We start from the raw sequence: 12,627 nt of genomic DNA on the forward strand, positions 1-12,627 counted from the left end.
CTGCCTCGCCCGCCGCCGAGCCGACGTCCTGTTCGCCATGCTCCGCGACGGCACCTTCTACGACCCCCAACCCGCCCCGACCCCTTGACCAAAGTCATAGGGGCACCCCCCCGGGGGGGGCCGGAAGCCCCAAGTTGCGCCCCCCTTGACCGGAATCCGAACTTCCGTGGTCGCATTCCGATCACGATCGGGCAAGATCGTACGGCAAGCGGTTTCCATGACCCCATGCCCTCTGAAAGCATCTGGGCACATTTCGGGGGGATGGCTTGAAAGCCGCCGAGGGGGCCACGTGCCGGGGTTCGTCTTTCTGCGGGTGCGTGCGCACCGGCTGCTGCTGGTCGCGGCGCTGCTCGCGGTGCTGCTCACCACGTCGGTCCTCGCCGCCCTGGCGACGTTCTCCGGGTCCGTCGGGGACGCGGCGCTTCGCCACACACTGGCCACCCGGTCCGCCGCGCCCGCGGCCCTCGCCGTCAAGTCCGAGGTCAAGCCGGACCGGCGCAAGGCCGCGGCGGACGCGGTACGCACCGGAGCCCGCGCCACCTTCGACCAACTCCCGGTCACTACAAGGGAGTTGACCGAATCCGGACCGTACGCCCTGCCGCGCTCCCTGCAGTCGCCGGACGCCCGCGGCGGCGACCCCGACCTCACCCTGTTCGCCGCCATCGACCGCTCACGCGTCCGCCTCACCGCGGGCGCCTGGCCGACCGCCAACGGCTCGCCCGAGATCCAGGTCGCCCTGCCCGAGTCCGCGGCCGGACGCCTCAACCTGCGCCCGGGCGCCACGCTCGCCCTCACCGACCGGCTCGACGGCCCGGCTGTAACCGCCAGAATCACCGGTATTTACAAGGCGGTTGACGTCTCGGACGCGTACTGGCGGCTCGACGACCTCGGCGGCCGCGGCATGCGCAAGCTCGACTTCACCACGTACGGGCCGCTGCTCGCCGACGACTCGGTGCTCGCGGGCGGCCGGGTCAGCGCGGGCCGGAGCGCATGGCTGGCCTCCGCCGACTTCTCCGAGATCGGCGTCGACCGCATCGACCGGCTGCGCGCGGCCGCCACCGACGGGCCCAAGTCCCTTGTGAAGCAGCCCGTGTTCGGGGGCGGCGCGACCGCGGTGACGGCGCTGCCGGAGATCCTCGACCGGGCCGAGCGCTCCCTGCTCGTGTCCCGCTCGACGCTGCTGATCGTGGCGCTCCAGCTGGTGCTGCTCGCCGGGTACGCGCTGCTGCTCGTCGCCCGGCTGCTGAGCAGCGAGCGGTCCGGCGAGACCGAACTCCTGCGGGCCCGGGGCGGATCGCGGGGCCAGATCACCTGGCTCGCGGCCGCCGAGGCACTGCTGCTCGCGGTGCCGGCCGCGCTGGTCGCCCCTCTGCTCGCGGGCCCGCTGACCCGGCTGCTCGCCGGGCAGGGCGCGCTCGCGCGGGCGGGGCTCCACCTGGACACCTCGGCCACCTCCACGGTGTGGCTGGTCGCCGTCCTGGTCGCACTCGGCTGCGCGGCCGCCGTGGTGGCCCCCGCGCTCTCGGCGGGCCGCCTCGGCCGGGCCGGCCGGGACGGGGCCTTGCCCGCGCCGGTCCGGGCGGGCGCCGACATCGGGCTCCTGGTGATCGCCGGGGTCGCCTACTGGCAGCTGGACCGGCAGACCTCCGGCTCCGGCGCGATCAACACGGACGCCTCGGGCGGGCTCGGCGTCGACCCGCTCCTCGTGGCGGCCCCCGCGCTTGCACTGCTCGCCGGGACCGTCCTCGTCCTGCGGCTGCTGCCGCCCGCGGCCCGGCTCGCCGAACGGCGGGCGGCGGGCGGGCGCGGGCTGCCGACGGCGCTGGCGGGCTGGCAGTTCAGCCGCCGCCCGCTGCGCGGCGCGGGCCCGGTCCTGCTGCTCATCCTCGCGATCGCGATGGGGCTGCTCACCCTCGGCCAGGCAGCCACCTGGAACCGTTCGCAGAGCGACCAGGCCGACTTCCGCGCGGGCACCGACATCCGGGTGCTCGGCTCCACCCTCAGCCCCTTCGGCCAGGCCGGCTCGTACGACGCGGTCCCCGGGGTCACCGCGGCCGCCCCGGCCGCGCGCGGCTCGATGCCGCTGAGCGGCGGCCGCTCGGGCACGCTGCTCGCCCTCGACACCCGCCACGCGGACGGCTTCCTGCTGCGCGATGACCTCGCGGGCCGTTCCGCCGAGGACCTGCTCGCCGCGCTCACGCCCAAGCAGGACGCCCCGGCCGGTGTCACGCTCCCGAAGGGCACCGAGCGGATCGGCCTCGACCTGCGGCTGACCGCCGGGGCCCCGGGCGGGCCGCCCGGCACGGTGACGGCCACGCTTGAGGACCGCTTCGGAGAGCAGTTCCGCTTCACCCTCGGCAAGCTGGCCCCGGACGGCCGCCCCCACCCCCTCGACCTCGACCTGACCACAGCCGCGGGCCGCCCGACGGGACACCCGGCCGGGCCCCTGCTCCTGACCGGCCTCGACGTGGTGAGCGAGCTGCCCGACGGCGCGGCCGAGCCGCAGGCGGTCGCCCTGGACGGGCTGCGCGCCACCGGCCCCGGCGGCAAGGAGACCGCCGTCGCCGTGCTGCCGGCCGGCCGGTGGAAGGCGGACACCGACAGCGCCAAGGACATGAACTGGGAGACGGGCACCTCGTCCGTGACCCGCACCGTGCGGCTCACCGCGCCGCGCCCCGCGCCGCCCGCACCGGCCGCCGTCGCCGACGACAGGTTCCTGCAGTCCAGCGGCAGCAAGGTCGGACAGACCATCGACGTGCCGCTGGCGGGCCAGAGCGTGAAGGTGAAGCTCGCCGCCCGCGTGCAACAGCTGCCGACCACCGGAAGCGGCGCGGTCGGCCCGGCCGCAGCCCCCACCGGCGCCGTCGGAACCGACGGCGGGGGGCTGCTCCTCGACCTGCGGGCCGTCAACCGGGTCCTCCAGGACAAGGGCGACGGCCTGACCGCCACCGAGTGGTGGCTGACCACCGCGCCGGACCGCTCGGCCGCGGCCGTGGCGGCGCTCAAGGCCCGCCCCGACGCGGACCCCGCGCAGATCGTGTCCCGTGCGGAGATCGCCAAGGAGCTCGGCGACGATCCGCTGGGCGCGGGCCCGCAGTCCGCGCTCGCGGCCGTGTCGATCGTGGCGGCAGCGCTTGCGGCGGTCGGCTTCTCGGTGAGCGCCGCCGGGTCGCTGCGCGAGCGGGGCCGGGAGTTCGGCGTGCTGCGCGCGCTCGGCACCCCGCGCCGCCAGCTCGCCCGGCTGATCGCCGCCGAACAGGGCGTGCTGATCACGATCGCCCTGCTTGCGGGGCTCGGCCTCGGCGAAGTACTGACCAGAGCGGTGGTGCCGCTGATCGTGCTGACCGACCAGGCGACCCAGCCGGTGCCCGCGGTCCTGGTCGAGCTTCCGGCCGGCCGGGTGGCGCTGCTGCTCGCCGGGGTGGCCGCCGTGCCGCTGCTCATCGTCGCGGCGATCGCGCTGCGCCGCACCGATCCGGCCGTCACACTGCGGCACCAAGGGGGCAACTGACATGTCCGGCACGGCAGTTGCGCCCTGGGTGCGCACCCGGCTGCGGACCGCGCCGGGCGCCGCGGCGGCGCTCGCCCTCCTGGTCCTGCTGACCGCGTGGCTGGCCGCGGCCTACCCGCGCGCGATCGACACGTACGAGGACGACGGGCTGCGCCGGGCCGTCGCCACGGCCGCGCCGGGCCGCACCGCCCTCCAGTTCGCGGCGGGGTCACCGGGCCTCGCCCTGCCCGACGAGCAGCGGGCCGCGCTGGTCTCCCCCCACGAGATGCAGCGGCGCTTCGAGTCGGTCGTGAACAACGTGCCCGCCCCGCTCACGATCGACCGCTCCCAGTCGGCGTACGGGCTGCGCACCACCCAGAAGCTGGAGTCCGACGAGCCGTTCCTGGCGCGGCCGTACGGGCTGCCGCCGCGGCTCACCGTGGCCACCCAGTCCGACCTGGCCGCCCACGCCCGCGTGGTGTCGGGCCGGCTGCCCTCCGGTTCGGCCGACCAGAAGTCGGCGGAGGCCGAGGGCGCCGTCACCACGGCCACCGCCAAAACCCTGAACATCAAGGCGGGTTCGGTGCTGCACGTGGCCACGCTCGGCGGCCCGCGCCTTGCGTTCAAGGTGACCGGCATCGTGGAGCCGCTGCTTCCGGAGGCCGGCTACTGGTCGGTCCTGCCAGTGCTCCGCACCCCGCAACTGCTGTCCGCCTCCAGCCAGCCCGATCCGCCGAAGTACTGGCACGGCGGTCTGCTGCTCGCCCCGGGCGCCGCCCCGGCCCTGCTCGCGACCGACAGCAAGCCCGAGACGTACGCCCAACTCGCCCCTAGCAGCGCAGACTTGAATGCCCGCCAGTTCGACGGGCTGAAGGCGTCGGTCGCGGGCCTGCAGAACGGTCCCGCGCTCTCCCGGATCCGCACCTCCTTCTCCATCTCGACCAGCCTGTACACCGAACTCGACCGGGTGCTCCTCTCGTACGCCACCGTGCGCGACTCGATCACCCCGGTGGTCGCGGTCGCGGGCTCCGGCACCGCGACCGTGGCGGCCGTGGTGCTTCTGATGGCGGGCGGCCTCGCCGCCGCCCGCCGCACCGCCGAGCTCGCCCTGCTGCGGGCCCGCGGCGGATCGCTGCGCCAGATCGCCGGGCGGCTGCTCGCCGAGAGCGCGGTCGTGGTGGTCCCGGCCGCGGCCCTCGGCCTGCTGCTCGCGGTGCTCGCCGTGCCGCACGGCCGCCTCGGCCCCGCGCTCGCGGCGGCGGGCGGGGTCGCGGCCCTCGGCTGCCTCGCCCTGCCGGTGCGCGCGGCCCTCACCCACCGCACGGTCCGCTCGGCCGCCGAACGCGCCGATCTCGTACAGGAGAAGCCCTCGGCGCGGCGCACGGTGGCCGAGCTGACGCTGCTCGTGCTCGCGGCGGGCGCGGTGTTCGCGCTGCGCCGCCGCGGCACCGGCGGTGGCCCCGCCGACTCGCTGGTCAGCGCGGCGCCGGTGCTCGTCGGGGTGATCGCGGCGTTCGTCCTGATCCGCCTCTACCCGCTGCCGCTGCGCTGGGCGGCCCGCCCGGCAGCCCGGCTGCGCAGCACGGTCGCCTTCCTGTCGCTCGCCCGCGCCGGACGCGCCTCGGGCGGCGGTGTGCTGCCGCTGCTCGCCCTGCTCACGGCGCTGACGACGGCCGCGTTCGGCGGCTCGGTCCTGGCCGGCGCCGACGACGCCCGCGACCGGGCCGCGCTGTACGCGACCGGCACCGACGCCCGCATCGACAGCGACCTGGCGCTGCCCAAGGACCTGCCGGGCCGCATCGCCCGGGTCCCCGGCGTCCACGGCGTCTCGCCCGTGCACATCGAGTACGCGGTGCGGCTGCCGGACGACGACACGACCGCGGTCGCGGGCGTGGACCCCACGACGTACGCCGCGCTGACCGCGGGTACCGCGCTCGGCGTCCCGGCGGACCGGCTCAAGGCGCCGGCAGCGGCCCCGGGCAAGGCGGTTCTGCCCGCCGTGGCCTCGCCCTCGGTCGCCCGGCGCCTCGGCAAGGAGCCGGTGAAGCTGCGCGTCGCGGGCTACGACGTGACGATCAGGGTGGTCGCCGCCCAGGACGGCTCGGCGGCCGTGCCGTCCAGCGACTTCATCCTGGTGGACACCGCCGGACTCGGCGCGAAGGACCCGACCGCGCTGCTCGTCGGCGGCACCTCCATCGACGCCAAGGCGCTGCGCAAGACCGCCGTGAGCGGCCATGTGAGCGTGCGGCTCCAGTCCGAGGCCCGGCGGGAGTTCGCCGACTCCCCGCTCCAGAGCGGCGCCGGGCGCATCTACGCGGCGGCCGTCGCGGCGGGCGCGGGCCTGGCCGTCCTCGCACTGCTCCTCTCGCTCCTGCGCGGCGCCCCCGAACGCTCCGCGCTGCTCGCCCGCCTTCGCACCATGGGCCTCACCCGCCGCCAGGGCCGCACGCTGCTCGTCCTGGAGGCGCTGCCGCCGGCGTTCCTCGCGGCGGCGGGCGGCGCGCTCACCGGCTGGGCGTCGATCGTGCTGCTCGCGCCCGGCATCGACCTGGCGGGCCTGGCGCTCGCCACCAGCAGCGGTCTGGCGCCGGTCGGCTCCGAGCTGCGCGCGGACCCTTTGTCGCTGCTGCTGCCCGCCGTGTGCGTGGTGCTGCTCGCGGCGGGCGTGGCGACCGCGCAGGCCTGGTGGAGCGGCCGCCGCGGATCCATCACCGAACTCAGGGCAGGAGACGCTCGATGACCACATCGCTCGAAGACCTGGAGCGCCGGGCCACGGCCCACCGCGACCGGCCCGTCTACGGCCACGACGCCCTGATCGCCTGCGACCGTCTGGTACGGGTCTTCACGACCGACGGCGTGGAGGTGCAGGCCCTCCAGGGTCTCGATCTCCTGGTCACCGACGGTGAGTTGATGGCCCTGGTCGGCGCATCGGGCAGCGGCAAGTCGACGCTGATGAACATCCTGGCCGGCCTGGACGTGCCGACGGCCGGAGCCGCCAGGGTGGCCGGCCGCGACCTGCTGACGATGGACTCCGGGGCGCGCCTTGGCTACCGCCGCGATGTGGTGGGCTTCGTCTGGCAGCAGACCGCCCGCAACCTGCTGCCGTATCTGACCGCGATTCAGAACGTGGCGCTGCCGATGCAGCTCAAGGGCGGCCTGTCCAAGCGCGGCAAGGCCGAGCGGGCCGACTCGCTCCTGACGATGCTGGACGTCGCGCACTGCCGCGACCGGCGCCCCCACCAGCTGTCGGGCGGCGAACAGCAGCGCGTCGCGATCGCGGTGGCGCTGGCCAACAGCCCGTCCGTGCTGCTCGCCGACGAGCCGACGGGCGAGCTGGACTCGGCGACGGGCGAGCAGATCTTCGCGGCGTTCCGCACGGCGAACGAGGAGCTGGGGACGACCATCGTGATCGTCACCCACGACCAGGCCGTGGCGAGCGAGGTCCGCCGCACGGTGGCCATCCGCGACGGCCGCACCTCGACGGAGGTCCTGCGCCGCACCGAGGTCGACGCGGCCACGGGCGAGGAGTCCCTGGTCGCCCGCGAGTACGCGATGCTCGACCGGGCCGGGCGACTGCAACTCCCGGCGGAGTACACCCGCGCCCTGAACATGGAGCACCGGGTGGCCCTGGAGCTGGAGACCGACCACATCCAGATCTGGCCGGACGAGCGGTAACTGCCTTACGGGGCACGGCAGTCGGGCCGCCGGGCACGGCGCTCGGGGTGCGGGTCAGGCGGGCGTGACGGTCAGCCCGCCGAGGCCGGCCCTGCGCAGCGCGACGGACCCGTACGGCGTGCGGAGCCGCAGCCACGGGCCGGAGGCGAACAGCGCCACCGGTTCGGGCGCAAAGGGTGCGCCCGCCGAGGCGAGCGCGCGGACGGGCCGCAGGAAGCCGAGCGACTGGGCCGCGTGCACGGCCCGCAGCGGCAGCTCGGTGGAACCGAGCGTGCGGGACCAGATCTCGCGCCCGATCAGCTCGCGCTCGGCGCGGGTGCGCCGCTCCTCGGGCAGCGCCTCGTCCCGGGCACGGAACTCGGCGACGGCGGCCGTCACCGCGCCCCGCATCTGTTCGGGCCCGGGCAGCCCCGGCACCGGCTGCCAGCCGCCGCGCGGCGGAAGCACCCCGGCCCACGGCGGCCCGGTGACGGCCTCGGGGACGGTCGTGGTCGCGTGCAACTCGTCGAGGGATTCGAGGAGTTCACCGGCGGATACGGTCACGTCCAGGGCGACGGAGTCGTCCTGGAGCCGGGCCGTGCGGATCGCGAGCACCTCGAAGGAGGGCGGCCGGCCGAACACGGCGAGCGCGCCGCCGCCCGCCTGGAGGCGGACCGCGGCGGCCCGGTCGTAGTGGATCAGCCGGCCGAGGAAGGCGGCGAGGTCCGCCGCCTCCCTGGCATCGTCGAACCGCAGCAGGGCGTTCATGCCGCGGCCCGCTCCTGCCCGTCGTCGCGCGTGCCGTCGTCCAGGTACTCCTTGAGGAAGGCCTTCTCCTCGGCGGTGATCCGCCGCGGCCGGCCCGCCGCCAGGTCGTAGGGCACGACGACGGTGGCCGCGGCGACGTACACCAGGCCGCCCTCGCCGGGCTCCTTGATCTCGTAGGAGATGGTCAGTGAGGCCGCGCCGATCTTCGTCACCCACGACTCGATGATCACCGGCTCGTGCCGGTGGACCAGGGGCCGCTTGTAGTCGATCTCGTGCCGGGCCACGACGGACCCGCCCTGGAACGACGGCGACCCGTCGCCCGGCTGCAGCCGGAACATGAAGTCGATGCGGGCTTCCTCCAGGTACCGGACGAAGACCGCGTTGTTGACGTGCCCGAAGGCATCCATGTCCGACCAGCGCAGCGGGCAGCGGTAGATATGACGCGTCACTGACACTCAGCCCCGGGTGAGCTTCTTGTACGTGGCGCGGTGCGGGCGGGCCGCGTCCGCACCGAGGCGCTCGATCTTGTTCTTCTCGTACGACTCGAAGTTGCCCTCGAACCAGTACCACTTGGACTCGCCCTCGTAGGCGAGGATGTGGGTGGCCACTCGGTCCAGGAACCAGCGGTCGTGGGAGATCACGACGGCGGCACCGGGGAACTCCAGGAGCGCGTTCTCCAGCGAGGACAGCGTCTCGACGTCGAGGTCGTTGGTGGGCTCGTCGAGGAGCAGCAGGTTGCCGCCCTCCTTGAGCGTCAGCGCCAGGTTGAGGCGGTTGCGCTCACCACCGGACAGGACACCGGCCGGCTTCTGCTGGTCCGGGCCCTTGAAGCCGAAGGCGCTGACGTACGCGCGGGACGGCATCTCGACCTGGCCGACGTTGATGTAGTCGAGCTCGTCGGAGACGACGGCCCACAGCGTCTTCTTCGGGTCGATGTTGGCACGGCTCTGGTCGACGTAGCTGATCTTGACGGTCTCGCCGACCCGGATGGAGCCGTTGTCCGGCGTCTCCAGGCCCTGGATCATCTTGAACAGCGTGGTCTTGCCCGCACCGTTCGGACCGATGACGCCCACGATGCCGTTGCGCGGCAGCGTGAAGCTCAGGTCGTCGATGAGGACCTTGTCGCCGAAGGCCTTCGAGAGGTTGTTGACCTCGACGACGATGGAACCCAGGCGCGGGCCCGGCGGGATCTGGATCTCCTCGAAGTCCAGCTTCCGCATCTTGTCGGCCTCGGCGGCCATCTCCTCGTAACGGGCGAGACGGGCCTTGGACTTGGTCTGGCGCCCCTTGGCGTTCGACCGCACCCACTCCAGCTCTTCCTTGAGCCGCTTCTGGCGCTTCTCGTCCTTGCGGCCCTCGACCTTGAGGCGGGCGGACTTCTTGTCCAGGTACGTGGAGTAGTTGCCCTCGTACGGGATGGCGCGGCCGCGGTCGAGCTCCAGGATCCACTCGGCGACGTTGTTCAGGAAGTACCGGTCGTGGGTGACCGCGACGACGGCGCCCGCGTACTTCGAGAGGTGCTGCTCCAGCCAGTTCACCGACTCGGCGTCGAGGTGGTTGGTGGGCTCGTCGAGGAGCAGCAGGTCGGGGGCCTCGATGAGCAGCTTGCAGAGCGCCACGCGGCGCTTCTCGCCACCGGAGAGGTTGACCACGGGCCAGTCGCCGGGCGGGCAGCCCAGGGCGTCCATGGCCTGCTCCAGCTGTGCGTCCAGGTCCCAGGCGTTGGCGTGGTCCAGGTCTTCCTGGAGCTTGCCCATCTCGTCCATGAGCGCGTCCGAGTAGTCGGTCGCCATGAGCTCGGCGACCTCGTTGAAGCGCTTGAGCTTGCCCATGATCTCGGCGGCGCCGTCCTGGACGTTCTCCAGGACGGTCTTGGACTCGTCGAGCTGGGGCTCCTGCATGAGGATGCCGACGCTGTACCCGGGCGACAGGAAGGCGTCGCCGTTGGAGGGCTGCTCAAGGCCCGCCATGATCTTCAGCACCGTGGACTTACCGGCACCGTTGGGCCCCACCACACCGATCTTCGCGCCGGGCAGGAAGCTCAGCGTCACGTCGTCAAGGATCACCTTGTCGCCGTGCGCCTTGCGCGTCTTGCGCATCGTGTAGATGTACTCAGCCAAGAGAAACCGTCCGGCAATCGATGTGTGGGCAGATACACCCCATCTTGCCTGACGGCTAGCCCTGGGGGGAAACCCGTATCGCGCTGCACCCCTGACCTGCCCACCTTCGGACCACTCCCGTAACCGATCCCTCACGGACTGTCGCTGTCGACCGGCTGCCCGGCCGGCCCGCGCGGTCCCGGAAGTTGCCCCGCACGACGAAGCGGCCCCGGTACGCGATCGCGTACCGGGGCCGCTGCCCGTCACCGGGCGCTCACTTCGAGCTCAACTACTGCCGTGCAGACTCGCTTACTGACCGGCGGTCTTCCTCTTGCGGAGGAAGAACACCGCGCCGCCGCCGAGCAGCACCAGGACGACCGCCGCGCCGGCGATCATCGGGGTGGCGCTGGAGCTGCCGGTCTCGGCCAGGTTGGTGCCACCGTTGGTCCCGGTCGAGCTGCCACCGGCCGAGGCGGGGCTGGGCTTCGAGGACGGGGCCGGGCCGGTGCCCGCGGTCTTGCAGTCCAGGACACCGGAGAAGTGCTGGCCCGCGATGGTGAAGTCGTACTTCTGGTCCTCGGCGACGGGGAACAGAACGGACTTCGAGCCGCCGGCCGGAACCGTCGCGATGGTCTTGCCACCGACGGTCACCGGGAAGGCCTCGTCACCCTTGTTGGTGACGGTGATGTCCACGCCGCCCTTGGCGCAGTCCTTCTTGACCGACACCGCCGGGATGGCGCCCTGCTTGGCCCAGGTCACCTTGGCCTCGGCGTTGACCGTCGAGTCGCTGGAGCCGGCCAGGATCTGCGTCTGGCTCTTGGAGTCACTGGCGAACGCGCGGCCGACCGGCACCTGAGTGGTGGCGGACAGGCGCAGCGAGCCGGAGCCCGGCTGGGCACCCGCGGGCACGTCGAAGAACAGCTGGCTGTTGTTGGCGGCGGAGCTTACGGTCTTCCCCGCCTTGTCGACGATCTTGACGCCGGCAGCCTGGAGCTCCTGGGACGGCGTGACCGTCACCTTGTCGGCGTTGGTGTGCACCGTGACCGGGCCGAGCTTCTGGCCGGCCTTGCCCGCCACCGACGCGCCGTCGAGCGTCAGGGAGGCCTTGGGCTCCTCGACGACCTTCGCGTTGTTGAACAGCCAGTCGGCCAGGGTCTGCGCGTCCTTGTCGACCGCTTCGACCTTGACGTGGTCCGAGTAGCGCCAGATCGCGACCTGGGTGGCCGCGGCCGCCTCGCCGTTGCTGAGCTTGCCCGTGACGCCCGCGTCCTTGGCCAGCTGGCCGAGGTCGTTCTTCTGCGGGTAGGAGTTCTCCAGGATCCAGCGGATCTTGCCGGCGTCCTTGTTGTTCGCCAGCGAGGTGCCGCTCCACGGCGTCTCGCGGTACTGGGCCTCGCGCTGCGTCGGATTGTGGATGTCGATGCAGTACGTGCGCAGCGTGCCGCCACCGTCGACGTTCATCCGGAACAGACCGGCGGAGACCTGCTCCTTGTTGCCGTTGTCGCCCGTGATGACGGCGTAGGCGGACGAACCGGGCTCCAGGCCCTGGAGGGTGGCGGTCGCGCCGCCCTGGCCCTGCTGGTCAGGCGTGTCCGCGACGGCCGCACCGGCGCCGGCTATCGCTCCGGCCGCGACGAGTCCCGAGACGGCTGTGGCGGTGGCGAGGCGCAGAGCACCCCGCTTGCGGGCAGTACGCCCGTGAACGGCTGAAAACACAGAATTCCCCTTCGGGCGAGGCACTTTCGCATGTGGTGCGCGTGCACTGGGGTGCGCGTGGGGGAAGTGCCTCACCGGCAGACTCAAGTGCCCCGTGAGTACGCGGGAATCCTAGGGATACGGAAGTCAACGATCCGCAGCGATGACATCAGATAAGCATTCTGATTCGGAATCGTTATCCCGGAACGCGTGTGGCACCTGGCCTTATCGACAAATCCCCGGTACAGAAGGGGAGTTTCGGGACACCTTCACCGCTCAACCATCCCTCCGCTCCCCCTCCCCGCTCCCTCAAGTGCCCCCGGTTAGGCGCCCGTAGGAGCGGCCGCCGGAGCGGCGGATGTGGCCGATTCCCATACCACTTCCGGGACACCGCCGGCCGAAATCGCCCGGCCCGCCCGGGACGAAGCCGGCTCGCGGCCGGGTGCCGGGCCGCCCTCCGCGCCCTGGGCCCCGGCCCGTTCGACCGGGGCCGCCTCTCCCTTGAACACCCGGCGGAACGCGGTGGTCCCCCGCGACATGTCGTGCCCGATCGCCACCGCGTCGACGTCCGCCGAGAACCACCGCGGCCCGTCCCCCCGGTCCTCGTCCCGCACCTTCAACCGGCCGTGCACAAGGAGCGGTTCTCCGATCGCGACCGAGCCCGTCAGATTCATCCCGAGCGCCCGCGCCGCCCACACCGTGTAGAAGCTGGTGGCCCCGTCCACCCAGGACTGCTTCTCCCGGTCGAAGCGGCGCGCGGTCACCGCGAGCCGGAACCTGGCCGCCCCGCCCGTCGCCGACTCCCGCCACTCCACCTGCGTCGCCACATTGCCGACCAGCGTCACCATCGTCTCGTTCACTGCCCACAACCCCCGTACCCCGTAGAAACCGTGGGCCCGATCTCTCGTACGCCGGAGCGGA

Annotated in this window: 8 protein-coding genes; 3 read left to right on the forward strand and 5 right to left on the reverse strand. The window is 73.1% G+C overall.

What is annotated here, in order from left to right; all coding sequences use genetic code 11:
• The first annotated feature begins 289 nt into the window (after positions 1–289).
• The 3 genes from IE206_RS31880 to IE206_RS31890 are packed head-to-tail and all read left to right on the forward strand — an operon-like array spanning position 290 to position 7,165.
• Positions 290–3,511 carry an ABC transporter permease gene (locus tag IE206_RS31880; protein WP_189968291.1) on the forward strand — a complete coding sequence of 1,074 codons (3,222 nt, stop codon included), beginning with the start codon at positions 290–292 and terminating at the stop codon, positions 3,509–3,511.
• A 1-nt stretch (position 3,512) separates the two neighbouring features.
• The gene (locus IE206_RS31885; RefSeq protein WP_189968293.1) at positions 3,513–6,230 is read left to right on the forward strand and encodes an FtsX-like permease family protein; all 2,718 of its coding nucleotides are present in this window, start codon (positions 3,513–3,515) and stop codon (positions 6,228–6,230) included.
• Positions 6,227–7,165, forward strand: a complete 939-nt coding sequence (locus IE206_RS31890) for an ABC transporter ATP-binding protein (RefSeq protein ID WP_189968295.1) — start codon at positions 6,227–6,229, stop codon at positions 7,163–7,165. The genes IE206_RS31885 and IE206_RS31890 overlap by 4 nt, the downstream gene beginning before the upstream one ends.
• A gap of 54 nt (positions 7,166–7,219) precedes the next feature.
• On the opposite strand, the gene IE206_RS31895 is transcribed toward IE206_RS31890, so the two are convergent.
• The 5 genes from IE206_RS31895 to IE206_RS31915 all read right to left on the reverse strand — a co-directional run bounded on the left by IE206_RS31895 (position 7,220) and on the right by IE206_RS31915 (position 12,566).
• A complete protein-coding gene (locus IE206_RS31895; protein ID WP_189968297.1) occupies positions 7,220–7,912 on the reverse strand; it encodes a DUF8010 domain-containing protein in 693 nt (230 codons plus the stop codon).
• A complete protein-coding gene (locus tag IE206_RS31900; protein ID WP_189968299.1) occupies positions 7,909–8,361 on the reverse strand; it encodes an acyl-CoA thioesterase in 453 nt (150 codons plus the stop codon). Before IE206_RS31900 ends, IE206_RS31895 begins: the two co-directional genes overlap by 4 nt.
• Before the next feature lie 6 nt (positions 8,362–8,367).
• Positions 8,368–10,032, reverse strand: coding sequence for an energy-dependent translational throttle protein EttA (gene ettA, locus IE206_RS31905; RefSeq protein ID WP_189968301.1), 1,665 nt, complete (start codon positions 10,030–10,032; stop codon positions 8,368–8,370).
• 288 nt (positions 10,033–10,320) lie between these two features.
• A complete protein-coding gene (locus tag IE206_RS31910) occupies positions 10,321–11,727 on the reverse strand; it encodes a thioester domain-containing protein (RefSeq protein ID WP_189968303.1) in 1,407 nt (468 codons plus the stop codon).
• Between the two features lie 302 nt (positions 11,728–12,029).
• Positions 12,030–12,566 (reverse strand): single-stranded DNA-binding protein, encoded by a 537-nt coding sequence (locus tag IE206_RS31915; protein WP_189968306.1) that lies wholly within the window; start codon positions 12,564–12,566, stop codon positions 12,030–12,032.
• Positions 12,567–12,627: the final 61 nt, after the last annotated feature.

This window comes from Streptomyces violascens (genome assembly GCF_014649955.1).
Classification (GTDB): domain Bacteria; phylum Actinomycetota; class Actinomycetes; order Streptomycetales; family Streptomycetaceae; genus Streptomyces; species Streptomyces violascens.